This window comes from Novosphingobium aureum (assembly GCF_015865035.1).
Classification (GTDB): Bacteria; Pseudomonadota; Alphaproteobacteria; order Sphingomonadales; family Sphingomonadaceae; genus Novosphingobium; species Novosphingobium aureum.
In genome coordinates, this window is record NZ_JADZGI010000006.1 from 15,979 (window position 1) to 42,758 (window position 26,780).

Genomic DNA, 26,780 nt, shown 5'->3' on the forward strand with positions numbered 1-26,780 from the left:
TTCAGCTTCTCCTTTCGTTGGCGTAGAAGAGCGGCAGCCATGCCGCCGGATTGGTGCCCGCCTGGGCAATGGCGGCCTCCATGACCTCTAGCGTTTCTGCACGGCCGGAGAGAACCGAGAGTTCGTCGAGCATCCCGTTCAGATCGAGCTTGGCTACGATCGAGGTGTGTCCCTGCTTGATGAGGAAGCACCGGCTTTCGGGTGTCAGGTCTTCCTTGATCAGCCGAAATTCCGCTTCGGTAAGGCCAAGGCCCTCACAGTAGTCCGAACGCTTGGCATCCGAGTTTGGCAGGAGGATCTTGGTTGCGGTCTGCTCGATGATGGAATGCGCGATCGAGGAGCGCAGCGCGTCGGCGGGCGACTGCGTGCCGAAGACCATGAAGGCGTTGCGCTTGCGGAAGGTCTTGAGGCCGTCCTGTGCGAATGATTTGAAGGCATCGTCCTGCAACGCCTTCCAGAACTCGTCGATATCGACGACGACCCGCTGGCCGTTGAGCAACTCATCCACGCGGTGGAAGAGGTAGAGCATCATGGGCGTGCGGATTTCCGGGTTTTCGAGGAAGTCCGTCATGTCGAAGCCGACGAAGCGGGCCGCCATCGAGACTTCATCGGCCGGACCATCGAACGCCCATCCGAGCGCGCCGCCCTGGCACCAGCGCTCGAGCCGCGCACCAATGCCTTCGGCGTCGGCGTAGCCGAGCATTTCGCGAAGCGCGCTCATCGAACGTTGCAGCGCGGGCAGGCGCATCACGGCATCGAGGCCCTCATCGATGGTGCGCTCTTGCGTGACGGTGAGGGGCTGGTTTTCGCGGCGGACCAGGACACGGATGAACTGGCGCAGGAAGGCCATGTTGTCGTGGGTTGGCTCCAGCCCTTTGAGCGGGGCAAAGCCGGTTGGCTCGCCGTTGCGCAGCGCCAGGTAAGTGCCACCGCAGGCGCGCACGAAGATCTCCGCGCCGCGGTCCTTGTCGAAGAAGATCTGCTTGGCACCGGTCTTTTCGAGCTGGGCGAGCAGGAAGTTCTGCAGCACCGTCTTGCCGCCGCCCGTAGGGCCGATGATGAGCGTGTGGCCAATGTCGGCGCGGTGGAAGTTGAACCAGAAGGACGAGCCGGCGCGCGTCTTTAGAAGCGTCACCGCCTCGCCCCAATGGTTCCCCGACTTGCGACCCGCCGGGAAGGTATGAAACGGGCTCATCGCCGCGAAATTGCGGCTGTTGATCACGGCGGGCCGCGCCCGCATCTTGAAGTTGCCGGGAAGCTGTGCCCAGAACGCGGCTTCCAGCGCGACGTCCTCGCGCGCCATGACCATGCCGGTGTCGGCGGCAGCGGCGCGCGCGATCGAAAGGCGCTCGAGCAGGCGCTTGCGATCATCGTCGATCACGGCGATCGAGAGGTGATGCTCGCCCATGACGAAGCGGTTCGACATGAGATCGTCGACGCCATCGAGCAGCTCCTCGGCCTGGCTCACGCCGGCATCGTCCGAGGACACCATCTGCTTGTACTTCTTCTGGAAGCGCTCGGCCGCGACCGACTTCACCAGCGGCGCGAAACTTTGCGTCAGCACATAGGGGAAATCGAGCGTCAGGAGGCTGTTGAACTGGCCGCTACGCGTGTTCGCGACGTACTCGCGCACGCCGAACATGCCCAAGTAGTGCGACCTGTCGGGAAGCCGGATCTCGGCGGCCTCGCGCCCGAAGATGATCCGTGAATTGTAGATCGCCTGCCCGAGACGCCCGTGGACGAGTGGAATACGGATGCGGTCGCCGGTCTGGATGAAGTGCAGCACTTCCATGGGCTGGGAGAACAGCACGCCGCCACGTTCGTAGAGCGAGAGCGGCACCGGGTTGGTGTCGGCCAGCATGCTCTCGAAGTCGCGGCACTTGTCGGCCATGATCGCCAGGGCGCGATCGTCGGCGGCGTGGCTGGCATCCGTCTTGCCGAACAAGCGGGTGAGCTGGTCGCCCGCCATGTTCGAGGGGCGCACCACGATCGTGACATAGAACTCGTTGTGGTAGAGCACCTTTTCCTTGAGGCGCTCGGAATACCTCGCCTGCAGATCGCGCGCGAAGGCGGACTGAAACTCGCCGTCCAGCTCGGGATTGGTGGCGGTGCGGACCAGGTGCGTCCACACGGCCACGCGGTCGTCGCCGATCGTGCGCCAGGCAATATTGAGCTTGTTGTGCCAGGTGTTGAGGTCGGCAATATCGCAGGTTTCGAACGGGCGCCCATCGACCCGGTACATGCGCATGAGCGAGCCGTCAGCCAGCGCAACCACGGTGTCGTTGACGTGCCGGGTATAGGGGATGAACTTGATGTCATCCTCTTCGCGCAGCACGACCTGTTTGTGCTTGAGGGCGAACCTAGTCATTGCCGAACTGCCTGCGCTTCACGCCGGTCTTGAGGCGGACGGGAGAGTAGCTCCCGCCCCCCCAGAACTTGCGATTTTTGGAAATGAAGGTGGTCTGCAACCACAGGCCCCAGAGCCGGAACGCGTTGAAGTCGTAATGCACGACCATGCGCGCCGGAAAGTAGAGAGCGCCGAAGAGGGCGAGGGGATAGAACGGGTTTCCGACGATCCCCCACAGCACCATGCAGGCCATGATGATCGGCAGGATTGCCTCGAGCGGCAGTCCCATGAACACCGATGGCCGGGTCAGGGCGAGGAACACCTTGTCTTCGGCGATCTTTTCCGTGTCCATGTCAGGCGCTGCCACCCATCCAGCCCACGATCGTCGTGGCCGAGAAGATGATGCCGATCCCGATCAGGACGGTGACCGCGCGGCCCCAATCCATGCGGCCGGTGAGCTTGGCGTAGCCCACTGCCATGATGGCGATGACGCCGACCACCGAGGCAATGGTGATCATCCAGCTCTCGATGGTGTCGAGGCCGGTTTCGATGCTGGTGGAGGCGAAGGCGGCCTGGGACATGGCCATGGAGGCGAGGAGGCCGGCAACGCCGACAATCTGGCGGGCGCGACGATCCGAGAGGATGCGACGCGCGGGACGACGAGAGAACTTCATAGACTTCTCCATGTTGAGGTTACCGTTCCATCTGGTTGGTTTGGATCGGCTCGATCTGCCGAACCGGCGTCGGCTCACGAACCGACACATCAAGGCCGCGCCGCAGCACGTCCGAGATCATTTGGCGGCCCTCTTGGGAAACCGCCTCGATACGCTGGTCATTGCCCTCGAAGGCGGCTTCGAGGTGACGGCGCATTTCGGCTTCTGCCTCGAGCGCGTTGGCAAGCCGTGGCTCGGCCTCGCGCTGCTCTTGGGTGCCGCGCAGATACAGGTCGGCCAGCTTCTCGTTTTCTCGTTCTGCGGCCCGCGCCCTGCCCTTGCTCGCCAGGAACTCGGAGAAGGCGTTGCGCTCCTGAAGGGCTTCAGCCACCAACTCGTCACGCGCTGCCTTGCCATCGGGCGCTTCAAGACCCCGGCTGCGCGCCAGTTTACCAATTTCGCTATCCTGATCGCGCAGGTATTCCCCGACGGTCTTGGAAAGGTTGCCCTGGTTCCGTGCCGCGTCCGCAATGATGCTTTCAGACATGAGATTGCGGGCGGCCAGGACTTCGTCGCTGACCCCGGCATCGCCAAGGCGCATCTGCGCGGAGGGCTGCTTCAGGACGAACTCGGAAACAGTCTGGTTCGACAGCGATGGATTTTCGCGCAGAACGTCATGCAGCTCCTCGACCAGCGCGCTCTTGCGCTTGAGCAGGGAGGTGACGTCCTCGGAGCTTTCATCGCGGCCAGCCTCCGGCGTCGACGTGCGCTCGCCAGCCTTGGCAAGATCGGCAGTGACGTTCTGCGCCGGGTTGGGGCTGGCCGCATCAATCGCGATCTCCGCCGCCTCGACGACCTTCTCCGCTTCCCCGTCTTTCTCGGCCTTGTCGCCTTTGCGCAGACGCTCCGCGTCCTTGCGCTCGCGTTCGGCTTCCTCACGGCGTTGGCGCTCAACGGCTTCGCGCTCGGCAAACGATGGCTCGTAGCCATTGACTTCAAGCCCCGATCGCTCGGCAGCTTGCCATACAGCCTTGCGAAATTCCGGTGAGCCGTCGACCGAGATGCCTTCCCAGCCATTGTGCTGCGCGAGCTTCACGAGGTTTTCGACCGTCTCGCGATCGTCGCGGTTGGCAACGATCCGCTCGTTCGAGATTTCGAGCGCGGGCGTCTGGACATTGCCCGGTGCGAACAGGCCGACCCGGCGTTCCGCTTCGGAGCGGCCCTCGATGGCGCGGATCTCGTACCGCTTGGCAAGATCGTCGGGAATTGAGAACGCTGCCTGGGGGACAGTTTCCTGAGAAGCGTCCCGTTCTGCGGCCCGAGGGGCCTGCGCGATGCTGTTTTCTTCGCTCATTGGAAGACCTCGATTCCGGTGCTGGCCTGACCGAACACCCACTGTTCCGGCGCTTCGATTGCGCTGTCCTCCTGCGGCGTGGAGGTCAGGATGGACGGGGAAGAGGAAAGGTCGGGGAGTGCGGGCGGCGTTTCGATCGCACCGACGCGCGCAGCAGCGGCCCAGACGCGCTTGACGTAGCCGTTGCGAAAGCCCCGGCTCATCGAGCCGGTGTTGTAGAGCGAATAAGTAACGCTGATCGCGTCAAGCCCCGAGTAGTGCTGGCTGGCCTGCGCGTAGCCTTCCTGCAGGACGCGCGAGGCAAGACCGAGGTTGGTGCACGGATCGAAGGTTTGCTCGATCGTCGTGCCGAGGCGCGCGAGGTTCCTCGAGTTGATCTGGCCAAGTCCAATATCGACTGAGTGCCCGGCTGCCACGTAGCGCTTCACCAGCGCGACCGCGTCGGCCAGGTTCGCGGCGTTCACGCGCGGTCCCTTGTTGACGTTGATCGCGAGCGGATTGCCTTCGCTTTCCGCGACGAGCAGGGGAACGAGCGCTTCTGTGGCAACGCCGGGCGCGCATTGCTGCGCAAGCGCGGTGAGGGCAGCGACGGTGTAGATCATTGGCCGATCGTCGTGACCGTCGAGGTCTTGGTGTTGATGAGATACGCGCTCGTAGTGCCGTCGCTCTGCGTGCTCTTCACGTAATAAAGCGTCTTGCTCAGCTTCTTCGTCTTGGCCGAAACGCCGCCTTCCGAGCAGGACGGAAACGAGCCGCCAAGCGCCAGCGTCTTCCAGAGCTTGGTAATCGGCGGCACGCACTCAGCATAGGTCGTGGGCGAACCTGGGGTGGCGAGGCAGAGGATGACCTGACAGCCCCAGGTCGAGGCGTGGGCCTCCTGCGGCGCTGAGGTGGCGAGCGCTCCGGCTGCCAACAGCCCGAGCCCACCGAGCAGATTGGGGCACTTTGCAAGCGGACGATCGAACATGAACCAGCTCCCTGTTTACGCTGACGAGCGTTGCATTCTTGGGTCTGGATATGTGATATATCAAATATTCGGTCGTCCAGCAATATGCAATTGGCTATTGCTGTACTGTTGGTATCGTGAAGGCCCGATCTTGATGGAGGCCGGGCCAATTCCTACGGCGCGCCTACTGGCGTGAAATCACGGCCTTGAGTGAAAAATGAAGAAGGTGATGCGTTTGCCCAAGACTGTGGTGTTCCTGGCTGAGACTGGAAAATTGCCCTCGCTTGCCGAGCAAACGTCGGCTTGTGTGCGCGACGGCGATCTTGTTGTAAGTGCGCCGGAGGTCAGCTTCAACGAACTCGAGAAGCTGCTTGCAAAGCTCGGCCATCCGCTCGTGCCAGGAGACACGGTCAAGGTTCACGATCTTTCGTGTCTTGCAGTCAGCACCACGACGGTCCTGCGCGTGATGGTTCGGTTGCTCAAGGCGGGGGTGAACATTGAACTCTGCGCTCTGGGTGTGACGATCACCCCGGACCGGGACAGCGATCTGTTTCTGCTGGTGGAAGCCTTCGACGGCCACTGGCGGCAGATCCACGGCATCAAGACCAATGAAAAGCGCGAGGCGAAGGCCGGGCGCAAGCCGCGTCTGACAATCGAGCAGTTGCCCGACATCCGAAAGCGCCTGGCCGAGCAGGGGGCAACCCACGAAAGTGTTGCGAAAGACCTGAGTGTCGCTCGCTCCACGCTTTTCGGGTTTCTGAAAGCTCATAAGGACGTGTCAGGCTGACCGCAAAAGAGCGGCGGGAGGCATCCCGAGCGCGGTGCACAGTCCCGCCAGTTCGGTTAGCGTTATGTCCCGGGCCTCGCCTTCAAGAATGCTCACGATGCGCGCTTCGGGCAATGCACTCGCACAGGCAATATCGCGCACCGCCAGCTTGCGCTGCTGGACCGCTGCCAGCGTGCGGACATAAAGGGTTCGATAGACCGACATGGTTTAGCTGCCAGCGCGATAGGCTGCGGACTGTCCCGTGGCCAGCGTTTCGCCTTGGACAATCTGGCTGCGCTTTTCGTACATCATGCAAAGCAAGCGCGAGAGCACTTCCCAGGAGCTCCTCGCGACTTCGGAAAGGGTCTGCGCCTCCGGGTGACTGGCGATGTAGCGGCGTGCGGCCTCGCCCATCTTTCCTACTGTATGGCTGCCAAGAAGAGCGAGAAGGCCACCTTCGCGCTGCCCGGCCAGCAGATACTGCCACATGTCGAGATCGTCCGCGATCGCTTCGTAAAAGCCACTGCTCCAGGCGGTAAGGTCAAATTCACCATCGGCCGTCACGGCAAGGATCGGCGCATAGCGCGGATCGGGTGAGGCCATGTTGGCGCGGGTTTGGACAAGGCGGGCCCGAAGCTCTTTGCGTGCCCGTGTTTCGATCAGATCGCGTGAAGTGGCCTGTGCCGAAATAGGGCCCATTATCGCATCTACCCAGTGACTATCGGGCATGGGCTCGAGCGAGACCACTGCACCGGCCAGAAATCCATCGGCCAGATGGATGTCGGGGCGTGTATCAGGGGCTTGTGCCTGCCAGTGGCGGTAGCTTGGGAGATCCATGGCGCTTCCTTGCGGTTTTTGGAGATGGTCAGCCCGAGGGAAGGTTCCTGAAATCTTGCCAGTCGCGTTCAGGGCCGAAGCGCTGGGAGCGCCGTATGTGAATGATGGTTCCGACGATCAGGCAGACGGTGGCCGTGAAGGTGGGTGTCTGGCTCATGAAGACCACGACGATGGGCCGGTTCACCACGCCGAGGTAATGGACAACGTGGGTCAGCACCGAGATCAACTGCATGGCTGTGCACAGCAGGGGCCATAAGCGACGCGCGCGTGCCGCGATCAACCCGAAGCCGGCCAGTCCGACCAGATCCTCGGCGACCGAGATTGTGCGCATTGCCTCTTCCGAAAGACCCACCGTTTGGATGAGGGCGCCTTCGAACCAGGTCATCATGAACATGATAAGCAGGACGCCGGCGCCAGCACGTTCAGGGTCGCCGCCTTTCCAGAGGCTGAGACCGATCGCGATGAAGATCGTCACGAGAAAGCCGAAGTAGAGGACCTGCATCACGCTCATTGGGCAAAGCCATCCGTACAGGCGGCCCGGATCGGGCGTGGATTACAGCAGTCTCTCCAGAGCATCAGCAATCACCAGGACCAGAGCCAGCGTGAGAGCCATCACGAACGCAAGTCCAATGACGGCCACGAAACGACCGGACGGGCCAAAGTGTAGGTCGAGGCGATCGACGAGCGTCATACCGCTGGAGGCGCCCTGAGAAATTCCAGGCGCGACCAACGCGGCAGGCGCAAGATCCTCAACCATGGAGGTTGTCCGGTTCTTGCGCTCAGGATCATCGGCTGAAGCATCAATGCCAACCTGCGACGGTTCATATATCAATGGTTCGTATATGGAATCGTTGCGGTTTTCTGCGGCTTCCAGCAATTCCCGGTAGAGGCGCACGACTTCCTGGCGGGTCGGAAGGTTCCATTTTGTGCGAACGCTTGAGACGCGCTGGTCTACAGTGTGCCGTGAAATGCCCAGTTCGTTGGCGATTTCCTTGCTGGTCTTGTGCAGGCACAACTGATCGAGCACCTCGACCTGCTTGTCGGTCAGGCTATCCAGCACTTCACTGGCGTTGTCCGCGTGTGCGTCCCCAAGGCGGCATAGTACGTTCATGGCGTCTATGCTGCGAACCGTAATCAGTTCACCGTATCAGGGTAGCCGCAAGGGTATGCGCCGTGCGTGGTATGCGATGGATCGCATGGTTTACAAATTTAAGGGATTTCAGGGAGCTGACTGCACCGTCAGAAGGTCAATCGCAGAGCAACCGAGGCCCTTGGCAAGTTGTTCGACGACTTCGAGCGTGGGATTGGCCTTTGCCCGTTCGATGAAGGACAGATGCGAGGTGGCGACACCGGAACGGATGGAAAGCTCTACCTGGGTCATTTTCAGCGCGGCACGCCGTTCTTTGACGTTCGCGGCAAGGTGGGTCGCCAATTCCGAAGCTGCCTCGTCCACTTGCAGATATTGCGCCATACGTCGGGTTCGCAGCCTTCCATCACAGTCGCTCGGGAGTAAGAGCTTCCATCCATCTATAGCGTATCCATCGCCCAACGCTAATTTTTGCGTTTAACTACCTTGCGGGGTAGTTGGTTTGACAAGCCGAGGTACGTCACATACAGCTTGGAACATGGTTGGAACGTCTGCCTCCGAACGAGTCGTCGCGACTCCCGCTGCCTGCATGAGGCGAAAGCGGGAAGCGCTGTACGCGGCCGACTTCGTGCAGTGCAAATTCAACATCCCTGCCAGCTTCCGCAAGCGCCTGAGCGACTACAAATCGGCCTATAAAATGCGCGGAGTTGAGCAGGTCGTCATGGCCATGTTGGACAAGGCCATGACCAACTACTCGATCGAAGAAATGCGTGTCCCGCCGCCGCCCAGCGATGGCAAGAGCGACAAGCAGATCGCGATACATCTTCCGCGAGAACAGCACGCTTTTCTCGAAGCGATTGCCTACCGCAATCGCGGCGTGACGCTTGGCGTCGCGCTTGAAACTGTTGGGGCTTACGTCAGCGAACTGACGCCTTCGCCCCAGCAATTGCCACTTATTGGAGAGGGGGACGCCGTGAGCGGATAAACGAAGCCCGGCACGAAGGCCGGGCGTCGGGGTTGCTATCAAGTGGTTGGCGCCACTTAAGATCGCTTACAAATCTAACGGTCAGATAGCCTCCCCCGTCCAATCTGTCAAGGATTAGCGCGCTTCGCGCCACGCTCCTGTTTTGTCTGCGCACGGCCTCTCGCACGAGGGGACGAACGATGCTGCATACCCTAAGCTCTGGACTGAAAAATGTGCCTGCTGGTGCGGTTGCGGAGCTGCGTGCCATTGGCGTGCGTGACGACGACATTCGTGCTGCCTTCGAGTTCCAGGAACAGCAAAGACGCGCTGGCGCACGAGTTCTTCCCTTGCGCGTCATCTGCGGCGTTGAAGCGCCGACGCGCGAGGCTCGCTCAAGTTTCAGTGCAACCGCATCGCAGCTTGTCGGCACCAAGCCCAGGACGCGGGTGCAACGGGGTGGAACCCACATCACCCGCCGCCCGGTTTGGGCTGGAAGTGTCCGCACCGGCGATGCCGCCGAAGCTGACTTCGTGCGCGCGATCGACACCGATCAGCGCAAGCGGCTTTCGCGCGCTTGCTATCTTGCCTTCGATCGGGGGCGCGAGTTGGCTGCACAGAAACGGCAGGGGCGCGAGCTGACCGCCAAGGAAGAGCAACTTACGCTCTTCACCCGTTCCTGCCGTGACATGATGCTCAAGATCCTCGACGATCTGCACTACCGCAAAGGGTGGTGCAACCCGTCCTATGAAACGCTCATGCGCTGGACCGGCCTTGCTCGTCGCGCGGTCCACTATTGCATCAATCGGCTCAAGGGCCTGGGCTTGCTCGAATGGATCAGGCGCTACGACTATTCCTCCGACAGCGAATTTGGTGCGCGTTCAGAGCAGACCTCGAACCTCTATCGCTGTCAGCTACCCGACTGGCTGGCGAAGATGGTCGGCCTCTTTGCGCCTGTCCCTGCCGACGAGGAGCAGCGTCGGGCCGAGGCGCTCGAACAGAACGCTGACATGCTGGCGAGCGTTGGTGCCGTCGAGCGCCGCCACATGATGCCAGAGGACAAAGGCTTGCGTGCAGCCCTCATTCTCGCCGGAGAACGTGCAGCTCAGCGTCGGTCGGCCGAAGCGAACACCCGTGAGTGCAATCACTGCACTCCTCCTCATACTAGTTTTAATATCTTAAAAGGAACCAGAAGGAGTTGCCCTAGTCGGGCAACGCGTAAGCCCTGACGGGCTATCTGAATTCAAACACAGCATCCCATAAAACGCTCAGTTCAATCCTGAGAAAGCAGACCGTCGGCTACGCCGCCGGGGTGCTCCCAAGGGGAGCAAGCCGATATGGCCGTGCTAAATCCGCTTGTTCGTTTTGGTTGTATAGTGCATTATTGGACTATGGCGAACACACCGGAAAGCGCCGCTCGACAGATCGTAAAGGATCTAAAGGGCATCTGGCATGGCAGATATGGCAAGGCTTGTTGCCCGGCTCATGCTGATCGGCGCGCTTCCCTATCGGTGACACCCGGGCGCAAAGCCGTCCTCTTCCACTGCTTTGCCGGTTGCTCCCAAGACGAAATCTTGGCCGCATTTAAGAACCTCCAGATGAACCCGCCAATCACCGGCCGGGACGCCCGCACGGTCGAACCAGCGCGCGACCTGACGCCCTTGTGCAAGCAGCTTTGGGATTTTGCGCTTCCCCTGCGAGGCACACCCGGCCAGCTCTACCAAGAGCGACGCGGTATCGGGCATTCTCGTGCGGGCCGCTTCGCGCCTGGCGCGATCACCTATGAAGGCGGGCGCAAGCTGCGCTTGCCCGCCTTGATCCTGCCAATGACCGAGGGCCGCGAATTGCGCGCGCTCCTGCGGATCTTCATCGACCGCGACGGAACGAAGTCCTCGCGGCTCGAGGAGCCCAAGCGGACGCTAGGCGATCCTCGCGGCAGTGTCGTGCAACTCGGCGCGCCCGCCAGCGACACCATGAACCTGGCCGAAGGCTTCGAAGACGCAGAATCCGCGATTGTCCTCAACAGCCTATCGGGTTGCGCCGCCGTTTGCGGCGTTGAACGCTACGCCAGCATCTTCATTCCCGAGCACGTTCGCCGCGTCGTGATCTACTCGCAGCACGGCAAGGCCGCGGCCGATGCCATCGAGCGCGGGTCCGATAATCTCACTGCGAACGGCCGCTCCCTTGAAATTGTCTCTCCCCCGTCGCGTTGCGATTGGAACGATGCGCTCATGGCAAAGCTGAAGGCTCGCGCGTGAGAGCAACCGCGCTCTTGGGCGGCCTAGCGTTTGTCGCGGTCGCGGCCTGGTGGAACCATCCGCAGGACCGCAAGAGCTTCGGTTGCTCCGACCTTGCGCCAGGCAGCGTGTGCGCGGCCGGAACCGGCCTTGTTCAGACCATTCACGGCGCCGACAGCGCTTTCATCACGCCCGACAGGCTCCCGCCGAAGGGCGTGCCCGGAGCGATCGACCCCGCCGTGACCCAGGAGAACATAGACCGGACTATCTGCCGACCGGGCTACGCCCGCTCGGCCCGTCCGGCCTATGCGATCACCGGTCGGTACAAGCGCCGCCTCATGGATCAGCAGCATCCCGGCCAAAGCAAGGCCGACTATGAGCTGGACCACCTTATTCCGATCTCGATTGGCGGTGCGCCGTTCAACGAAAAGGATCTCTGGCTTCAGCCCCGAAACGGGCGTGCTAACGCCAAGGACAAGAACGATCTCGCCTATGTCCTGTGGCGCCTGGTCTGCCGGCACGAAGTGCCGCTTGCGACCGCCCAAAAGGCGATCAGCGAGAACTGGATCGCCGCGTATCAAACCTACGCAACGCCTCAGAACATCGCGAAGTATCACTTCCGGCATGGCAACGAGGTGGTGGCAGGTTCGTCAACTAAATGAAATTTGAAATCATCTTAAATTGACAACCCGGCGAGAGCGCCGCGCACTGCCTGAAAGGAAGACCTCGATGCCCCAGAATATCGCTGAATTCCGGATCATTGGACGTGTCGGGAAAATCCGGCCTCTGGAGAAGGTGACCTATGTCAGTGTGGCCTCGAACTACAACCGCAGGGACGGGGACGACTGGAAGACCGATACGCATTGGAACAGCGTCGTGTGCTTTCCCAAGATCGCCGCCCAGGTCGAGAACGCCGAAGAAGGCGACCTTGTTCACATCACCGGGCGGACCCGCGAGAACAGCCATTCGGGTGACGCCGGGATCGTCTATAAGACCGAGTTGATCGCAGATTCCTTCTCGATACTGGCGCGCAAGATGGCCGAGCAGGACAACTAGAAACGGGGAGGAGCGGGAGCGGCCTGCCGGCACGGCTCTATCTCCGCTTCGCTCCGACCGAACCCGCGAAGCGGTTTCGTCCTATTCAGGTCACGATCCTCGCTCGAAGCGGAGGCCGCGTTAGCGCGGCCTTTTTCGTTTGTCAGTCTCAAGGGGGGCGGCCTCCCCCCTTCCCGGCAAGGGCCAGGCCGTCTTCGCGCGGCAAACCGCGCTGCGCTTGGCTCACGCGAGGGTGTCCCCATCCTTCCGTCCGCTGCGCTCCCGTGCAGGACGGGTGATCCCCCTCCCTCGCACTCGGCCCTCCGGTGCCGGTTCAACCCCCCCGGCTTCGCCAGCGGGCAGAAGCCGATGGACGCCATCGCCTTCGGCTCCATCGAGGAAAAAGGGAAACCAGCACATGACCCGCAAGACCAAGACCACCCGGCACAACACCGCCCCGCGCGCCGACGTGTACGAGGAAGTCTCCAGCCAGATTATCGCCATGCTCGAAGAGGGCACCCGCCCGTGGTCGCCGCGTTGGGCATCGGGCCTTGCCTCTCTTCCCCGCCGCCATGAGGGCACCGCTTATCGCGGCATCAATATCCTTTTGCTTTGGACCGCCGCCATGACGCGCGGGTTTTCCAATCCCTATTGGATGACCTACCGCCAAGCCGCCGAGCTGGGCGGGCAGGTCCGTAAGGGCGAAAAGGGCAATCTTGTCGTTCATGCCGGAACCTTCACCCCCAAGGACGGCGAAACCGGTGAGCCTGTCACCAACAGCGAGGGCGAGGAAGCCACCCGCAAATTCCTGAAGCGCTATGTCGTGTTCAACGTCAAGCAGATCGACGGGCTTGATATGTCCAGGTATCCCGCGCCCGTTGTCGAAATGAAGAACCGCGACGAGCGCGATACGGAGCTGGACGACGCCTTTGCCCGCTGGCCGGTCCCCTATGCCGAGGGTGGCCCGAGCGCCTTCTATGACCCCGCCGCCGACCGTATCCAGATGCCCGCCTTTGGTGACTTTGAAAGCGGCAACGCTTTCTATGCGACCCTTGCGCATGAGGTCGTGCACAGCGCTGGAAGTGCAAAGCGTCTCGCCCGCGATACCCTACGCGATTACGGAAAAGCCCGAGAAATCAGGGCAGAGGAAGAGCTCATTGCTGAGATCGGAGCAGCCATGCTTTGCGCGCAGCTTGGCATGGAGCCGACTGAACGCGAGGACCATGCCGCTTACGTGGCATCGTGGTTGACCGCCCTGCGGAATGATAAGCGGGCCATTTTCCGCGCTGCCAGCGCGGCGCAGAGCGCAAGCGAACTGATCCTGTCCCACATGGATGCACCTGCGCAGGCACTTGCTGCGTGAGGCGAAAGCCGAGGGCGGCCTGTGGCCGCCCTCCGGTACTTTCCTGCATGATTTGTGCGTTTTGCGGAGGCCGCGCGCCGGGGCTGGACGATAAACGTCCAGCCCCGGCTCTTCTTTGGTGATGGGGGCACGAAGTGCCGCTGAAAACCACGCATATTTTTACGCGAAAACCCACTGTCAGGTTGCCGTGAAGCGCCCTCCTCCGCTACCGCTTGCGCAGCAACAGGACAGGTTTCGATGGCATCGCAGAGTAATAGTGGCAGTGATCTTGGGTTTGAGGCAGAGCTCTTCAAAGCCGCCGACAAGCTGCGCGGAAATCTTGAACCTTCCGAATACAAGCATGTCGCCCTGGGGCTGATCTTCCTCAAGTATATTTCCGAAGCGTTCGAGCATCATCGTTCCAAGCTGATGCAGGAGGAGTTCGCAGATCCGGAAGATCCGGAAGAATATCTGGCCTCCAACATATTCTGGGTGCCCCAAGAGGCGCGGTGGGAGCATTTGCAGGCTAACGCCAAGCGCCCGCAGATCACCTTTACGGATGTAACCACCGGCAAGGAGCGCGTGGGTGACATCGGAAACCTGATCGATAACGCGATGGATTCCATCGAACGCGCCAATGCCACTGTCCTTAAGGATGTGCTGCCGAAGGAATATGGGCGCCCGCAGCTCGACAAAACCATGCTGGGTGAACTGATCGACCTGTTCTCCAAAGTCGGGATGCACAGCGCCGACGGCAAATCGAAGGATTTGCTGGGCCGGGCCTACGAATATTTCATCAGCCAGTTTGCAGGTGCCGAAGGGCGCCGCGGCGGCGAGTTCTTCACGCCGCGTTCCGTCGTGCAGACCATTGTCGAGATGCTGGAGCCGCACAATGGCCGGGTTTACGATCCGGCCTGCGGATCAGGCGGCATGTTCGTGCAGTCCGAGCGCTTCATCGAGAGCCACGAGGGCAAGCGCAGCGACATCGCCATCTACGGCCAGGAGCGCAACCACACGACGTGGAAGCTGTGCAAGATGAACCTGGCGGTGCGCGGCATCGACGCGGACATCAAATGGAACAACGAAGGGTCGTTCCTCAACGACGCCTTCCCCACGCTCAAGTTCGACTATGCGATGGCGAACCCGCCCTTCAACATTTCGGACTGGTGGCAGCCCCAGCTTGAAGGCGATGTCCGCTGGAAATACGGCACGCCGCCCGCAGGCAACGCCAACTTCGCATGGCTTCAGCACATCATCCACCACCTGGCTCCGCGCGGCACGGCCGGTGTGGTGCTGGCCAACGGATCGATGTCGTCCCAGCAATCTGGCGAAGGCGAAATCCGCAAGGCGATGATCGAGGGCGACGTGGTGGATTGCATGGTCGCACTTCCCGGCCAGCTTTTCTATTCCACGCAGATCCCGGCCTGTCTGTGGTTTCTGGCTCGAGACAAGAGTGCGAACGGCCACCGCGACCGACGCGGTGAAATCCTGTTCATCGATGCCCGCAACCTTGGTCACATGGTGGACCGCACCCGGCGCGAGTTCTCGGAAACGGACATCGAGACGATTACTGGCGCCTATCACCGCTGGCGGGCAAAGCCCGAGGCGGAACAGGACGAGTACCAGGACATCCCCGGCTTCTGCAAATCGGCTACGCTTGATGATGTCCGCAAACACGGTCATGTCCTCACGCCAGGACGCTATGTCGGGGCCGAGGATGTCGAGGACGATGGCGTTCCCTTTGCCGAACGCTTCGCCGCGTTGACCGCGACCCTGGAAGATCAATTCAACGAAAGTGACCGGCTGACCGCGCTGATCCGCGAGAAGCTGGCAATGGTGGTGCCCGATGCCGATTGACCTCTCTATCGAGCCTTTCGAAAAGGCCATCGTTTCGCTGGAAGTGGCGCTGGACCGGCATGCGCAGGACAGCGATGACGATCTGATCCGCGATGCCTGCATCCAGCGTTTCGAGTTCACTTATGAACTGGCCCACAAGATGCTCAAGCGCTTCCTCGAGGCGACGTCGGCCAATCCGGACGAGTTCGACAACATGACCTTTCAGGACCTTATCCGTTCCGGGAACGAACGGGGGCTGCTGCGCAGCGACTGGTCGGTGTGGAAGGACTATCGGCGCGCACGCGGCACCACCAGTCACACCTATGACGAGGAAAAGGCACGCGAGGTTTTCGCTATCGTGCCGGATTTCCTGTCCGAAGCACGTTTTCTGCGGGATCGCCTGCGTGAAGGGCTGGCATGAAGCAACCTGTCGATCTGCGTCCCGATCATGCGAAAATCGTGCATGAAATCATTGCTCGGTACTTACCTGCCGGAGTGTCCGTGCGTGTGTTCGGCAGCCGGGCTAAGTGGACGGCTAAACCGCATTCCGACCTTGATCTGGCGCTAAAGGGCAAGGAGCCCCTAGCCCGTTCGGTGCTGGGCGATCTGGCAGAGGCATTCTCTGAAAGTGACCTGCCCTTTCGCGTCGATGTGGTCGATTGGCGTACGGTTACGCCAACATTCCAAGCGGTGATTGACCGAGATGCGAAGGCGCTTCGTTGGCCTATTGTTACACTTGGCGAAGTTGCCTCTGAGATTACTGTCGGTCACGTAGGCTCGATGGCGAACGAATATGTTCCTGAAGGAATTCCATTCCTGCGGTCGTTGAACATCGCACCCTATCGCATTTTGTCCCAAGACCTGAAATTCATTTCGCCTGACTTCCATAAGCGCCTGAAAAAGTCGGCTCTTAAACCCGGCGACGTCGTTATCGTTCGGACTGGCAAACCAGGCGTTTGCAGCGTTATCCCGAATTGGCTGAGCGATGCGAACTGCTCCGATCTTGTGATCGTGCGTTGCGGAAGCGAACTCCGGCCCAGATATCTGGCATACTGGGCAAATTCTCTTGCCGCTCATCATATTGGAAGCAATCTGGTCGGCGCTGTTCAACAGCATTTTAATGTCGGAGCCGCTCGACAGATGCCGATTTTTCTTCCGTTGGTTGAAGAACAGGATCGCATCCTCTCTGTCCTAGGAACCATGGACGACAAGATCGAACTCAACCGGCGGATGAACGAGACGCTGGAGGGGATGGCGCAGGCGATCTTCCGGGACTGGTTTGTCGATTTCGGCCCCGTGCGGCGCAAGGCTGCTGGGGAAACGGACGCAGTGGCCATCATGGGCGGATTGACCCTGGAGCCCGCCCGCGCGGCCCAGTTCGCCGCCCTCTTCCCCGCTGCCTTCCGCGATGATGACTTGCCCGTCGGGTGGAGTGAGCGCCCGTTGGACTCAATTGCAGAGTTCCTCAACGGGCTTGCGTTGCAAAAGCACCCTGCCAAGCCGGGCGAGCCTGACCTGCCAGTCATCAAGATCGCCGAGCTTCGCAACGGCCTTTCGGACCGCACCAATCGCGCTGCGCGCACTTTGCCATCCAAGTACATCATCAAGGACGGGGATTTCATCTTCTCTTGGTCTGGCAGCTTGATGGCTAAAGTTTGGACTGAAGGCGAAGGGGCGCTGAATCAGCACCTCTTCAAGGTTTCATCCGATGTTTATCCGCAATGGTTTTATGCCCTCTGGGTCCAGCACCACATGCCGGAGTTCCGGCTCATTGCCGCTTCCAAGGCAACGACGATGGGCCATATCCAGCGAATGCACCTGACAAACGCCGCCACTGTTTGTCCGCCTAATTCCGCAATCGAGGCTATGTCAGCGATTATGCAGCCTCTTTGGGATCAGATGATCCACAACGAACTTGAAAACCGCACCCTCGCCGAAGCCCGCGATTACCTCCTCCCCCGTCTGATGTCAGGCGCCGTGCGCGTGGCCCGGGAAAGCGAGGCTGCGTGAGCATCACGGAAGACATTGTCGAACTGGCGGCCATCGAAACGCTGGAGGAGTTAGGCTGGAGCTACCTGCACGGCTCTGTGATCGCGCCGGACGGTTCCGCACCAGAGCGCCGCTCCTTTGGCGATGTCATCCTGACGGGCAGGCTGGAAGCCGCAATTGCCCGGATCAACCCAGACGCCCCCGAAGCCGCGCGCGAGGAAGCCCTGCGCCGCGTACTGACCGGCGAATTGCCTTCGCTGGTCGAGGAAAACCGGCGCATCCACAAGCTGCTCACCGAAGGCGTCGATGTCGAGTATCGCGCCGATAGCGGTAAGACTGCCGCCACCAAAATCTGGCTGATCGACCTGGAGCGCGCGGATGCCAACGACTGGCTGGCCGTCAACCAGTTCGTTGTGGTCCAGAACCGCTCCAATCGCCGCCCGGACCTTGTCCTGTTCGTCAACGGCTTGCCGCTGGCGGTTCTGGAGCTGAAGAACGCCGCGGCGCAGAATGCCACGATTGCAGATGCCTACAACCAGTTGCAGACCTATCTGCACCAGATTCCGAGCCTGTTCGCCTCGAACGCTGTTCTGGTGACATCGGACGGCATGGAAGCACGCATCGGCTCCATCACCGCCGATGCCGAACGCTTCATGCCTTGGCGCACAGTCGACGGCGAGGACTTTGCCCACCGGGGCATGCCCGAGCTGGAAACCCTGCTGCGCGGCGTGTTTACGCGCGAAAACCTTTTGGCATTGCTCCGCGATTTCATCGTGTTCGGTGATAAGGGCGATGGGCCGTTCAAGATCATTGCGGGCTACCATCAGTTTCACGGCGCCCGCAAAGCGGTGCGCCAGGCCGTGGAGGCCTCGGGGCCGGATGGGGACCGCAAGATCGGTGTCATCTGGCACACCCAAGGGTCGGGAAAGAGCCTCTTGATGGCGTTCTTCGCCGGGCTTGCGGTGAAGTCCCAGGCCCTTGAAAACCCCACGATCGTTGTCCTGACCGACCGCAATGACCTGGACGACCAGCTCTATGGCACATTCGGTCTGTGCCGCGATCTCATCCGGCAGAACCCCGATCAGGCGGAAAGCCGATCCGATCTCAAGGCTTTGCTCGACAAGGCCGCTGGCGGGGTCGTGTTCACCACCGTTCAGAAGTTCTCGCCCGAAAAGGGCGAGGAGGCCTTTCCCCTGCTCTCGGACCGTCGCAACATCATCGTGATGGCTGATGAGGCCCATCGCAGCCAGTACGGCTTCGAAGCGCGCCTCAATCGTGAAACCGGGCTGCGGCGATACGGCTATGCGCACTATATCCGCCAGGCCATGCCCAATGCCTCGTTCATCGGCTTCACCGGCACGCCGATCGAAGCCGCGGACATCAACACGCCGGCGATCTTTGGCGAATACATCGACATTTACGACATCAGCCGTGCCGTGGAAGACGGCGCCACGGTGCCGATCTTCTATGAGAGCCGCCTCGCCCGGATCGAGCTGAACGAGGACGAGAAACCTCTCATCGACAGCGAGATCGAGGCCCTGATCGAAGAGGAATCTTTGACCGAGGCCGAGAAGCTGAAGGCCAAATGGTCCGCAGTGGAAGCCTTGGTTGGGTCAGACAAGCGCCTGGCGCAAATCGCCGAGGATATGGTCGCCCACCTCGAAGCGCGCATTGAGGCCATGAACGGCAAGGCAATGGCCGTCTGCATGAGCCGCCGGATTTGTGTGGCCCTCTACGATCGCATCATTGCGTTGCGGCCTGACTGGCATTCCTCGAATGACGCGGAAGGGGCCATCAAGATCGTGATGACCGGGTCGGCTTCCGACCCGGTCGAATGGCAGCAGCACATCGGCTCGAAGAAGCGCCGTGACGACCTCGCGAAGCGGGCGCGCAGCCCCGACGATCCGCTCCGCCTGGTTCTTGTCTGCGATATGTGGCTGACGGGCTTCGATGCGCCGTGCATGAACACGATGTATATCGACAAGCCGATGCGCGGGCACGGACTGATGCAGGCGATCGCCCGAGTGAACCGGGTATTCAAGGACAAGCCCGGCGGGCTTGTTGTCGACTACATCGGCATCGCCCAGAACCTTCGCAAAGCGCTGAGCCAATATACAGATTCGGATCGGGACAAGACCGGTATCGACGAATCCGCCGCCATTGCCGCGATGATGGAGCGCTACGAGGCCCTGCGGGATGTCTTCCATGGCTTCGACTATCGCCCGGGCATCACAGGTCAGCCCCGCGAGCGCCTCATCTGCCTGGGCGGGGCAATCGACTGGGTACTGAAGTGGCAGGAAGCGCTGGCCGCGCGGCAGAAGACCGACGAAGACAAGAAGCGCGCTCATCGCCGCTTCATGGACATGGTTTTGGAGCTGTCCAAAGCTTATGCCTTGTCCTCGGCGAGTGATGAAGCCCGCGAAATTCGCGACGAGGTGGGCTTCTTTCAGGCAATCCGTGCCGCCCTGGCCAAGACCACCGCGACCGGCAAGGTCAGCGAAAAGGACCGCGCTTTCGCGGTCCAGCAGCTTGTCGATCGCGCCGTGTCTTCGACCGAGATTATCGACATCCTCAAGGTGGCGGGGATTCAGTCGCCCGACATCTCCATCCTCTCCGACGAGTTCCTCATGGAAGTCGGAAAGATGGAAAAGAAGAACCTTGCCCTTGAGGCCCTGAAGAAGCTTCTCAACGGCGAAATCGTCAGCCGCTCGAAGACCAATCTGGTTGAAAGCAAGGCGTTCTCGAACCGTCTGGAGGATGCCGTCGCCCGGTATCATGCAGGCGCCATTTCCGCCGTCGAGATGATCCAGGAACTGATCGAGCTCGCCAAGGAGATGAAGGCGGCTCGAACCCGCGGTGAGGACATGGGCCTGAGCCCGGAGGAAGTCGCCTTCTACATGGCGCTGGCGGAGAACGACAGTGCAGTGGAAGCCATGGGTGACGAGAAGCTACGCCTCATTGCCCATGAGCTGCTCGACCAATTGCGCAACAACGCGACCGTGGATTGGCAGCAGCGTGAAAGCGCCCGCGCGCGGATGCGTGTCCTGGTGAAGCGCATTCTCAAGAAGTACGGTTATCCGCCAGATTTGGCCGATGAAGCCGTGCAGACCGTTCTGGCGCAGGCGGAAATCCTACTCCGGGGCATGGCTGTCTGACCCAGGCGAGGGCAGCGCTGCCCCAATTGCGTTAGCGGCTTAGCCGTATGGCTTTGTTGCGCCGATGTTGAGCGTAACAGCGTTCACGCCAGGCGCGGAAGTGCCGCGAGGATCACTGCGCGGATCCAGTGCGATCCACTGCCGCCCATAGGTCCGCGCCGCCAGATAGAAAACTGTGCCGTGGCATCCGACAACCATGCACTTGTCGCGCAGGTCGATCGGGGAGCCGTTTGCGCCAAAGCGCAAAATCTGGATCGACACGTCGACCCGCTGCTGCATTCCGCAGCACCGGCACTGCGATCGCGCCAACGCATTCGTGCGCGCGAGCTCGCCCCAGGTTGAAGCCCAACGCGGAAAAAGAGGGGCGATATCGGTCATTTGGAAAACCTACCAAGTCCTCGCTTCCACGTCCATTGGATCGACGGCACAATGCGGCACCACCGCCAGGACCTGTAATTCTAAACGGGTAGGCGTCGCTGGATTTCAACCCGCTGACTTTGCTTCTGGCCCTTTCCCCACAATGAAACGCTGACTTCGGAACGGCTGCGCATCCGGCCGGATGCGATCGGCATCGCGGTCGACCATCCCCAAAATTCCTTGCGCTCCCACCGTGTCGTTCCAGTAGCGTTCCAGCCAAGTCGCCTTTGAAAGCAGGCTTTCATCTTTGTGTTCTGCAATTCGCTTGGCGAGGTAGTGTCGGACCAATCGTGCGGGACCATCGAGCACAACGGTCCCCGCTCGTGGTGTAGGATCATAGGCCTGAAAATTGATGAGGTAGTGCAGATATTTGCGCTCTGGTTCCGCGTCGTCGTGCATCATCCAAAGCTGAAAACCTGACGCTTCAATGTCGGCACTGACCACCGGGCAAAGCATGATCGCCGGATGACTGACTTCCTTGCACTCCATGCGGTAGGCCTCGATCATGGCCGGCCCGAACATGAAGTGGCGGTCGTGATGAATTTTGCCGACAGTCAGGGCCCCTCGCACCATCACGTCCACGACAAGCAGATTTTCCGCAATCGTCACCAGATTCTGCAACATGCTTATCAGGGCGCGGGGACTGCGTTCGCACGAGAGTACGAGGCAGTCGCTGAAATAGGTGATGAGGGTGTCCGTCGCCGGGTTTTCGCAAGCAGTGTCTTTGAGCCGCTCAATGGCATCGACGACAGCCTTCAGGGCCATCTCATCATTGGCCGAGCGCTGGACCAAGTTTGAAAATCCGAGAAGGTCGACGAAGGCGACATATTTTTCTCGATAAGCAGGCGCCGTCATGCCGTGAGCGTACAAACTGCCCTGGATTTCGTCCACAAAGCCATAGACTATTTGCACCATGAAAATGGCGAGGACGCGGGAGCGACCTTCGGCACGGCTCTATCTCCGCTGCGCTCCGACCGAACCCGCTTCGCGGTTTCGTCCCATACGGGTGACGATCCTCGCTCAAAGATGAGGCGGCATAGCCGCCGCGATCGAGGTTGAGCGGCAAACAGCCAAGGGCTCCTGCCCTTTCGTTCCCCGAAGCGAAATAGACAAGACCGGGTTGCCGCCAAGTGCGGCCAGATCGGCGCGCCTGGCGCGCCGGGCCTTCTAGGCTTGCTGCCCGCACCACCTCCCGTCGATTTCGCTTTCCCCTCCCCATCCCGCGCTTCGCCAGCGGGTCAGAGCCGCCGCCGCAGGCAGACGGCACAAACCCACGAGGAGCGAAATTCCATGTTCGAGCAGCCAACCAGCGGGCAGGAGCTGATGACCCCGCAGCAGATTTCCGACATTTGCGAGGGCCGCGATCAGACGATTGCCATGTGGCTCGACCTTTACGACCATTACCACGACACTCGCGAGGCCGCAGGGCGGCTTTCTATCGCCGGTTCGCTTTCCCTCTCGACCAGTGGCGAGCGTTACGAAGACAAGCTGACCAAGGCTTTCATTTCCTCCAAGACCATCCGCAAACGCCACCGGGAAACCGGCGATTGCACGGAAATTCCGGCGCGCGAGAACTTCACGGCGGTTCTGACCCAGACTGTCGACCGGCGTTGCTGGACCGCGCTCATGGATCAACTCGGCTTTGACCAGTTGCTGGACGAGCAGGCCCGCCGCGAGTTTCACGATGGTTTGCGCGAGGCGCCCGCCGCCTTCACCTCCGAAAACTGTTCAGCCACCTTCGGGCATATCTGGGGAAACCGGCGCGAACTCTATTTGCGCGGCATCGCCAACGTCTTTGCCAAGCTGGATCGCCGCTTTCGCTCGCATGACGGGTTCAAGATCGGTTCGCGCCTGATCGTTGATCGCGCCCTGAACGAATGGGGCTCTTGGGATCGCTACGAGCGCCGCGACACCCTGCGCGACGTTGAGCGTGTCTTTCTCGAACTGGACGGCAAGCCGCCCGTCTCCGAACGCCAGAGCATTGCTCACCTTGTTACCGATGCAGCGCGCAACCGTGCCAACCTTCCGGCTGTCATTCATGGCGATTACTGGCGCGTGCGGATCTTCAAGAACGGCAACCTGCATATCTGGTTCGAGAACAAAGACCTTCTCGATGCCGTGAACCGGCTCCTGGCCGAATACTACGGCGAGGCCATCGGGGATGGATACGACACCAGCGAGGCCGACGATGCGCCGAGCTTCCACCTCACACCGGCCAAGAATTTTGGCGAGTTTTTCACGTCCGAGGAAGTCGCGCGGCAGGTCATGGAGCGCGCGGAAATTCGGGCGGGGCAGCGCGTCCTTGAACCGAGCGCCGGCAACGCGGCGCTGGCGAAGCCTGCCCGTGAGGCGGGCGCAGATGTGACGTGCGTAGAGATTCAGCCGGGCCTTGCGCATGAGCTGGGCGTGCTGCACGGCTTCGCCAATGTGATCGAGGGCGACTTTCTCGCCCTGGACCCGGCGCACTTCACTCCCTTTGACTGCATTGTGATGAACCCGCCATTCGACCGCGGCCGGGATTGTGACCATGTGCGCCACGCTTACGAGTTTCTGAAGCCGGGCGGTGTGCTGGTGGCGATCATGTCCGCGCGTGCCGAGTTTGCCGAGGACAAGCGGCATAAGGCACTTCATCGCCTTGTCGAGCAGGCCGCGCCCGTGTCCCGGTGGGGGCGCCAATCGAAGTGGTTCGACCTTCCCCCCGGATCGTTCGCCCATGCCGGAACCAACGTGAACACCGTCATTCTTGCCATTCGCAAGCCCGAGTAGGCGCGGGAGGCGCGCGCGGTTTTCCTTTCACCGCGCGCGTCGAACCCCGAAGCAGAGACGGCAAGCCGTCGCGCCAATTTCTTGAGTTCAGGGGCCTGTTCCGGCCCCCTGGCGCAAGGGCCAAGCCGTCTGCGCGCGTGCCGCGCTCCGCTTGGTGATCGCGGGGGTATCCCCACCCTTCCTACGCTTCGCTTCGTGCAGGGCGGGTGATCCCCCTCCCCCGCGATCAGCCCGAATTTGCGCCATTCCCCGGCCCGCTTCGCCAGCAGGCAGAAGCCGATGGTGCCCATCGCCTTCGGCTCCATCGTAAGAAAAAGGGAAACAAGCACATGACCAATTTCGCAGCAATGCCCCCCGAGCAGCGCGCCGAATACGCGGAGCGCGTAGCCGTTCTGAACGATGCGCTTCGGGCCGACCTGAGCAATCCCCAGCGTGGCCGCGTCGTCCTTACCGATGGCATTCGCGCCATGATCGAGGACACCGACCTTTCGCCGTTCTGGTTCGACACTGCCAACGTCTTGCGGATCGTGACGGATTTCGCGGACTTCACCGAAGACAACAACCCGCACGGCGAGCGTGATTTCGGGGCTTTCGAGTGGAAGGAAACCCGCTGTTTCTGGAAGATCGACTATTACGACAACGCGCTTGAGGGCGGATCACCGGACCCGGCTGACAACGATGTGACCATGCGCATCATCACGATCCTTCGCGCCGACGAATACTGATCGGTCAGCATCGAGGGCGGCGCAGGCGTCGCCCTCCCCTTCCCCCATTCTCAAGGAATTTCAGACCATGACCACCACTCTCAAGCTGTCGCAGCTTCGCCTTTCACCCCTCAACGTCCGCAAGGTCGAGCCAACCGGCATCGAGGCCCTGGCCGACGACATTCACGCGCACGGCCTCATCCAGAACCTTGGCGTTTACGAGGAAGGCGGCAAGTTCTGGGTCTTTGCCGGGGGGCGCCGCTTTCGCGCGCTCGAGTTGCTCAAGAAGCGCAAGGACGTGACCGCTGCCTTTCCCGTCCCCGTCATCATCAAGGACAAGGCCGAGGCCATCGAGCTTTCGCTGGTAGAGAACACCCAGCGCGAGAACATGCACCCAGCGGACGCGGTGTCCGCATTCGCCCAGCTTCGCGACGAGGGCGGCATGAGCGCCGAGGATATTGCGGCCCGCTTTGGTTACAGCACTGGCCATGTCGCCAAGTTGCTCCGTCTCGGCAGTCTGGCTCCTGCCCTACTGGAAGCCTTCGCCGCCGATACGATCGGGATGGAAGCCGCCCAAGCGCTCACCATGAGCGAGGATCACGCCGCGCAGATCGAGGCATTCGAGCGTTGCGGCAACAGCCCCGCCGCGATCCGCCGCGCCCTCACGACCGAGAAGGTTCGCACCGATTCCGCAGTTTGCCGCTTCGTTGGGCTCGATGCATACGAGGTCGCAGGCGGCACGATCACCCGCGACCTGTTCGGAGAGACAGGTTACGCCGATGACCCGGCCTTGCTGGACGAGCTGGTGAACGCCAAGCTGGACGGCATTCGCGCGGGCTTTAAAGCGGAGGGTTGGAAGATCGTCGAGGTTGTCGCCGAGGCTCCCCACGACATTTACAATCGCGGGTATCTGCGCCCCGAGACGCGCGAGGCGACCGACGAGGAAGCTGCCCAGCTTGCCGCGCTCAATGCGCAGATTGAAGCATTGGAAGCCGAAGGCGGTGAGGACAGCGAGGAAGCCGCCAGGCTGTTTGAGCAGCGCAACGCGATTACGGAAGGCTTCGAGGCGTTCACTGACGCGCAGAAGGCCAACGGCGGGGTTTGTGCCTATATCGGCTACAAAGGCGATTTGGTTCTGCGCCACTGGACCGTTTACGTCGAGCGGCCCAGCGCCAAGGTCGAGGAAACCGGCCCCTACGCTGCAAGCATGATCGAGCGTCTGACGGCCATTCGCACGATGGCGCTGCAACAGGAAGTTGCGGCCCAGCCTGCCCTTGCCCTCGATATTCTGCTGGACAGCATGACCGCGCAGTTGCTCCATGGCCTGCACAGCTACGACCTTGCCGCTGACATTCACCCGACCGTTGCCCGCCACACGGTCGAGCAGGACATGCTTGATAGCAGCCGCCTTGCTGACCTTCCTGCCCAGCTTGTCGAGCAGTTCGCGGACATTCCCGCCGATGGCCGTTTTGAGGCGATCCGCGCGATGGACGAGGCGGACAAGATGCAGTTGCTCGCCGCACTGGTGGCGACCACGCTCAACGGCACGACCTACAACCACGGCGGAATCGGTGCGCGGCAGGTCACCGCTGACACGTATGCCGAGGCTGCGGGCCTCGATCTTCGCCAGCACTGGAACCCCGGCCAGCCCTTCTTTGACCGGCTTACGAAGACGAGCCTTCTTGCGATCCTGGCCGACGAATGCGGGGAGGATGCCGCCGCGAATTGCGCCAAGATGAAGAAGGGCGACCTTGCCGTTGCCGTCAACGAGCGGCTTCCTGTTGGCTGGTTGCCCGAACCGGCGCGCCGCTTTACACCTCTTCTCGAGCAGCTCACGGACGAAGGCGAAATGTCCCAGGTTGCTTGATGTGCTGGCCGGTGGAGCATGTCGCTCCACCGGCCTCCCTTCCTCCTGAAATCGGGGAGTGACAGGATGAGTGTTCCTGAAGATTCATGTGATCCGATTAGCGTGCAGCTAACACAGCTTGAAATGAGCCGGATTTGCGGTGCTTTGATGGAATCGAGCGATTACGCGATCCTTTACGCCAACGAGGTAAAGTCGTCGGCAAAAGCGGCTTATCAAGACCCTGATGCGGCAACCAGCATGGAAAGGTATGCAGATGATCTTCTCAATCTGCGGGAGAAGCTGCTGCCGTTAATTCCATCGCCGGGTTTTGAGCAGATCAAAGCTGCAAATGGGTAATGCCTGCAAGGCGGCCCCTCGAAGCAACTAGACACAGGCGACCAGTGGCTATCCTAGATGCTGTGAATATGGACGTTACGGTTCATCCTGTTCACATGTTACGTCCTTCTTCACCGGTCGTCAGTGACCAGTCTAGGAACGAGAT

At 61.1% G+C, this 26,780-nt stretch carries 28 protein-coding genes; 15 read left to right on the forward strand and 13 right to left on the reverse strand.

Features of this window, described 5'->3' with window-relative positions:
- Position 1: 1 nt before the first annotated feature.
- The 6 genes from I5E68_RS18725 to I5E68_RS18750 are packed head-to-tail and all read right to left on the reverse strand — an operon-like array spanning position 2 to position 5,321.
- Complete coding sequence (locus I5E68_RS18725; protein WP_197167073.1) at positions 2–2,368, reverse strand: VirB4 family type IV secretion/conjugal transfer ATPase; 2,367 nt, start codon at positions 2,366–2,368, stop codon at positions 2–4.
- Positions 2,361–2,699 (reverse strand): VirB3 family type IV secretion system protein, encoded by a 339-nt coding sequence (locus I5E68_RS18730; RefSeq protein ID WP_197167084.1) that lies wholly within the window; start codon positions 2,697–2,699, stop codon positions 2,361–2,363. Before I5E68_RS18730 ends, I5E68_RS18725 begins: the two co-directional genes overlap by 8 nt.
- Before the next feature lies 1 nt (position 2,700).
- Positions 2,701–3,021, reverse strand: a complete 321-nt coding sequence (locus tag I5E68_RS18735; protein ID WP_197167086.1) for a TrbC/VirB2 family protein — start codon at positions 3,019–3,021, stop codon at positions 2,701–2,703.
- 19 nt (positions 3,022–3,040) lie between these two features.
- Positions 3,041–4,354, reverse strand: a complete 1,314-nt coding sequence (locus I5E68_RS20205) for an LPD7 domain-containing protein (protein WP_228727359.1) — start codon at positions 4,352–4,354, stop codon at positions 3,041–3,043.
- On the reverse strand, positions 4,351–4,956 hold the full coding sequence (locus I5E68_RS18745) for a lytic transglycosylase domain-containing protein (protein ID WP_197167088.1): 606 nt from the start codon (positions 4,954–4,956) through the stop codon (positions 4,351–4,353). The genes I5E68_RS20205 and I5E68_RS18745 overlap by 4 nt, the downstream gene beginning before the upstream one ends.
- Positions 4,953–5,321, reverse strand: coding sequence for a hypothetical protein (locus I5E68_RS18750; protein ID WP_197167090.1), 369 nt, complete (start codon positions 5,319–5,321; stop codon positions 4,953–4,955). The genes I5E68_RS18745 and I5E68_RS18750 overlap by 4 nt, the downstream gene beginning before the upstream one ends.
- A gap of 196 nt (positions 5,322–5,517) precedes the next feature.
- On the opposite strand from I5E68_RS18750, the gene I5E68_RS18755 reads away from it, so the two are divergent.
- Positions 5,518–6,087, forward strand: coding sequence for a recombinase family protein (locus tag I5E68_RS18755; protein ID WP_228727360.1), 570 nt, complete (start codon positions 5,518–5,520; stop codon positions 6,085–6,087).
- Here I5E68_RS18755 and I5E68_RS18760 read toward each other — a convergent pair.
- The 5 genes from I5E68_RS18760 to I5E68_RS18780 form a co-directional block, all read right to left on the reverse strand.
- Positions 6,079–6,291 (reverse strand): helix-turn-helix domain-containing protein, encoded by a 213-nt coding sequence (locus I5E68_RS18760; RefSeq protein ID WP_197167092.1) that lies wholly within the window; start codon positions 6,289–6,291, stop codon positions 6,079–6,081. The two genes, I5E68_RS18755 and I5E68_RS18760, sit on opposite strands and share 9 nt — an antisense overlap.
- A 3-nt stretch (positions 6,292–6,294) precedes the next feature.
- Entirely contained in the window at positions 6,295–6,903 is a 609-nt protein-coding gene (locus I5E68_RS18765) for a UPF0149 family protein (RefSeq protein WP_197167094.1), read from the reverse strand.
- Between the two features lie 28 nt (positions 6,904–6,931).
- Entirely contained in the window at positions 6,932–7,414 is a 483-nt protein-coding gene (locus I5E68_RS18770; RefSeq protein ID WP_228727361.1) for a hypothetical protein, read from the reverse strand.
- Between the two features lie 42 nt (positions 7,415–7,456).
- Entirely contained in the window at positions 7,457–8,014 is a 558-nt protein-coding gene (locus I5E68_RS18775) for a helix-turn-helix domain-containing protein (RefSeq protein ID WP_197167096.1), read from the reverse strand.
- A 108-nt stretch (positions 8,015–8,122) separates the two neighbouring features.
- The gene (locus I5E68_RS18780) at positions 8,123–8,374 is read right to left on the reverse strand and encodes a helix-turn-helix domain-containing protein (RefSeq protein WP_197167098.1); all 252 of its coding nucleotides are present in this window, start codon (positions 8,372–8,374) and stop codon (positions 8,123–8,125) included.
- A 154-nt stretch (positions 8,375–8,528) separates the two neighbouring features.
- Between I5E68_RS18780 and I5E68_RS18785 the strand changes: the two genes are divergently transcribed.
- The 10 genes from I5E68_RS18785 (at position 8,529) to I5E68_RS20415 (ending at position 20,545) form a co-directional block, all read left to right on the forward strand.
- On the forward strand, positions 8,529–8,975 hold the full coding sequence (locus I5E68_RS18785; protein ID WP_228727362.1) for a hypothetical protein: 447 nt from the start codon (positions 8,529–8,531) through the stop codon (positions 8,973–8,975).
- 179 nt (positions 8,976–9,154) lie between these two features.
- Complete coding sequence (locus I5E68_RS18790; protein WP_228727363.1) at positions 9,155–10,180, forward strand: helix-turn-helix domain-containing protein; 1,026 nt, start codon at positions 9,155–9,157, stop codon at positions 10,178–10,180.
- Positions 10,181–10,549: 369 nt separating this feature from the next.
- A complete protein-coding gene (locus tag I5E68_RS18795; protein ID WP_228727364.1) occupies positions 10,550–11,209 on the forward strand; it encodes a DUF7146 domain-containing protein in 660 nt (219 codons plus the stop codon).
- Positions 11,206–11,850, forward strand: coding sequence for a hypothetical protein (locus I5E68_RS18800; protein ID WP_323982221.1), 645 nt, complete (start codon positions 11,206–11,208; stop codon positions 11,848–11,850). The genes I5E68_RS18795 and I5E68_RS18800 overlap by 4 nt, the downstream gene beginning before the upstream one ends.
- A 67-nt stretch (positions 11,851–11,917) precedes the next feature.
- Complete coding sequence (locus tag I5E68_RS18805; protein WP_197167104.1) at positions 11,918–12,244, forward strand: single-stranded DNA-binding protein; 327 nt, start codon at positions 11,918–11,920, stop codon at positions 12,242–12,244.
- Positions 12,245–12,641: 397 nt separating this feature from the next.
- Entirely contained in the window at positions 12,642–13,586 is a 945-nt protein-coding gene (locus tag I5E68_RS18810) for an ArdC family protein (RefSeq protein ID WP_197167106.1), read from the forward strand.
- Between the two features lie 237 nt (positions 13,587–13,823).
- The gene (locus tag I5E68_RS18815) at positions 13,824–15,422 is read left to right on the forward strand and encodes a class I SAM-dependent DNA methyltransferase (RefSeq protein ID WP_197167108.1); all 1,599 of its coding nucleotides are present in this window, start codon (positions 13,824–13,826) and stop codon (positions 15,420–15,422) included.
- Positions 15,412–15,822 carry a nucleotidyltransferase substrate binding protein gene (locus I5E68_RS18820; RefSeq protein WP_197167110.1) on the forward strand — a complete coding sequence of 137 codons (411 nt, stop codon included), beginning with the start codon at positions 15,412–15,414 and terminating at the stop codon, positions 15,820–15,822. Before I5E68_RS18815 ends, I5E68_RS18820 begins: the two co-directional genes overlap by 11 nt.
- Positions 15,819–17,411: a restriction endonuclease subunit S gene (locus tag I5E68_RS18825; RefSeq protein WP_197167112.1), complete on the forward strand. Its 1,593-nt coding sequence runs from the start codon at positions 15,819–15,821 to the stop codon at positions 17,409–17,411. The genes I5E68_RS18820 and I5E68_RS18825 overlap by 4 nt, the downstream gene beginning before the upstream one ends.
- Positions 17,408–20,545, forward strand: a complete 3,138-nt coding sequence (locus I5E68_RS20415; protein ID WP_323982222.1) for a type I restriction endonuclease subunit R — start codon at positions 17,408–17,410, stop codon at positions 20,543–20,545. Before I5E68_RS18825 ends, I5E68_RS20415 begins: the two co-directional genes overlap by 4 nt.
- Positions 20,546–20,584: 39 nt before the next feature.
- On the opposite strand, the gene I5E68_RS18835 is transcribed toward I5E68_RS20415, so the two are convergent.
- On the reverse strand, positions 20,585–20,923 hold the full coding sequence (locus I5E68_RS18835) for a hypothetical protein (RefSeq protein WP_197167114.1): 339 nt from the start codon (positions 20,921–20,923) through the stop codon (positions 20,585–20,587).
- Positions 20,924–21,028: 105 nt separating this feature from the next.
- The gene (locus tag I5E68_RS18840) at positions 21,029–21,853 is read right to left on the reverse strand and encodes a hypothetical protein (protein WP_197167115.1); all 825 of its coding nucleotides are present in this window, start codon (positions 21,851–21,853) and stop codon (positions 21,029–21,031) included.
- A 399-nt stretch (positions 21,854–22,252) separates the two neighbouring features.
- Here I5E68_RS18840 and I5E68_RS18845 point away from each other — a divergent pair, with 399 nt between their 5' ends.
- The 4 genes from I5E68_RS18845 to I5E68_RS18860 all read left to right on the forward strand — a co-directional run bounded on the left by I5E68_RS18845 (position 22,253) and on the right by I5E68_RS18860 (position 26,635).
- Positions 22,253–23,728: a DUF4942 domain-containing protein gene (locus I5E68_RS18845; protein WP_228727365.1), complete on the forward strand. Its 1,476-nt coding sequence runs from the start codon at positions 22,253–22,255 to the stop codon at positions 23,726–23,728.
- A gap of 329 nt (positions 23,729–24,057) precedes the next feature.
- On the forward strand, positions 24,058–24,453 hold the full coding sequence (locus I5E68_RS18850; RefSeq protein ID WP_228727366.1) for a DUF3768 domain-containing protein: 396 nt from the start codon (positions 24,058–24,060) through the stop codon (positions 24,451–24,453).
- 67 nt (positions 24,454–24,520) lie between these two features.
- Complete coding sequence (locus I5E68_RS18855; protein ID WP_197167116.1) at positions 24,521–26,299, forward strand: ParB/RepB/Spo0J family partition protein; 1,779 nt, start codon at positions 24,521–24,523, stop codon at positions 26,297–26,299.
- 66 nt (positions 26,300–26,365) lie between these two features.
- Entirely contained in the window at positions 26,366–26,635 is a 270-nt protein-coding gene (locus tag I5E68_RS18860) for a hypothetical protein (protein ID WP_197167117.1), read from the forward strand.
- Positions 26,636–26,780: the final 145 nt, after the last annotated feature.

Excerpts from the sequence above, each read along its gene's own strand:
- I5E68_RS18730 (WP_197167084.1), bottom strand. The coding sequence starts at position 2,699 with ATGGACACGGAAAAGATCGCCGAAGACAAGGTGTTCCTCGCCCTGACC.
- I5E68_RS18825 (WP_197167112.1), top strand. The coding sequence starts at position 15,819 with ATGAAGCAACCTGTCGATCTGCGTCCCGATCATGCGAAAATCGTGCAT.
- I5E68_RS18795 (WP_228727364.1), top strand. The coding sequence starts at position 10,550 with ATGAACCCGCCAATCACCGGCCGGGACGCCCGCACGGTCGAACCAGCG.
- I5E68_RS18755 (WP_228727360.1), top strand. The coding sequence starts at position 5,518 with ATGAAGAAGGTGATGCGTTTGCCCAAGACTGTGGTGTTCCTGGCTGAG.
- I5E68_RS18805 (WP_197167104.1), top strand. The coding sequence starts at position 11,918 with ATGCCCCAGAATATCGCTGAATTCCGGATCATTGGACGTGTCGGGAAA.
- I5E68_RS18785 (WP_228727362.1), top strand. The coding sequence starts at position 8,529 with ATGGTTGGAACGTCTGCCTCCGAACGAGTCGTCGCGACTCCCGCTGCC.
- I5E68_RS18725 (WP_197167073.1), bottom strand. The coding sequence starts at position 2,368 with ATGACTAGGTTCGCCCTCAAGCACAAACAGGTCGTGCTGCGCGAAGAG.
- I5E68_RS18850 (WP_228727366.1), top strand. The coding sequence starts at position 24,058 with ATGACCAATTTCGCAGCAATGCCCCCCGAGCAGCGCGCCGAATACGCG.
- I5E68_RS18775 (WP_197167096.1), bottom strand. The coding sequence starts at position 8,014 with ATGAACGTACTATGCCGCCTTGGGGACGCACACGCGGACAACGCCAGT.
- I5E68_RS18735 (WP_197167086.1), bottom strand. The coding sequence starts at position 3,021 with ATGAAGTTCTCTCGTCGTCCCGCGCGTCGCATCCTCTCGGATCGTCGC.
- I5E68_RS18770 (WP_228727361.1), bottom strand. The coding sequence starts at position 7,414 with ATGAGCGTGATGCAGGTCCTCTACTTCGGCTTTCTCGTGACGATCTTC.
- I5E68_RS18745 (WP_197167088.1), bottom strand. The coding sequence starts at position 4,956 with ATGATCTACACCGTCGCTGCCCTCACCGCGCTTGCGCAGCAATGCGCG.
- I5E68_RS18750 (WP_197167090.1), bottom strand. The coding sequence starts at position 5,321 with ATGTTCGATCGTCCGCTTGCAAAGTGCCCCAATCTGCTCGGTGGGCTC.
- I5E68_RS18860 (WP_197167117.1), top strand. The coding sequence starts at position 26,366 with ATGAGTGTTCCTGAAGATTCATGTGATCCGATTAGCGTGCAGCTAACA.
- I5E68_RS18815 (WP_197167108.1), top strand. The coding sequence starts at position 13,824 with ATGGCATCGCAGAGTAATAGTGGCAGTGATCTTGGGTTTGAGGCAGAG.
- I5E68_RS18810 (WP_197167106.1), top strand. The coding sequence starts at position 12,642 with ATGACCCGCAAGACCAAGACCACCCGGCACAACACCGCCCCGCGCGCC.
- I5E68_RS18845 (WP_228727365.1), top strand. The coding sequence starts at position 22,253 with ATGTTCGAGCAGCCAACCAGCGGGCAGGAGCTGATGACCCCGCAGCAG.
- I5E68_RS18790 (WP_228727363.1), top strand. The coding sequence starts at position 9,155 with ATGCTGCATACCCTAAGCTCTGGACTGAAAAATGTGCCTGCTGGTGCG.
- I5E68_RS18855 (WP_197167116.1), top strand. The coding sequence starts at position 24,521 with ATGACCACCACTCTCAAGCTGTCGCAGCTTCGCCTTTCACCCCTCAAC.
- I5E68_RS18765 (WP_197167094.1), bottom strand. The coding sequence starts at position 6,903 with ATGGATCTCCCAAGCTACCGCCACTGGCAGGCACAAGCCCCTGATACA.
- I5E68_RS18780 (WP_197167098.1), bottom strand. The coding sequence starts at position 8,374 with ATGGCGCAATATCTGCAAGTGGACGAGGCAGCTTCGGAATTGGCGACC.
- I5E68_RS18760 (WP_197167092.1), bottom strand. The coding sequence starts at position 6,291 with ATGTCGGTCTATCGAACCCTTTATGTCCGCACGCTGGCAGCGGTCCAG.
- I5E68_RS20205 (WP_228727359.1), bottom strand. The coding sequence starts at position 4,354 with ATGAGCGAAGAAAACAGCATCGCGCAGGCCCCTCGGGCCGCAGAACGG.
- I5E68_RS18820 (WP_197167110.1), top strand. The coding sequence starts at position 15,412 with ATGCCGATTGACCTCTCTATCGAGCCTTTCGAAAAGGCCATCGTTTCG.
- I5E68_RS18835 (WP_197167114.1), bottom strand. The coding sequence starts at position 20,923 with ATGACCGATATCGCCCCTCTTTTTCCGCGTTGGGCTTCAACCTGGGGC.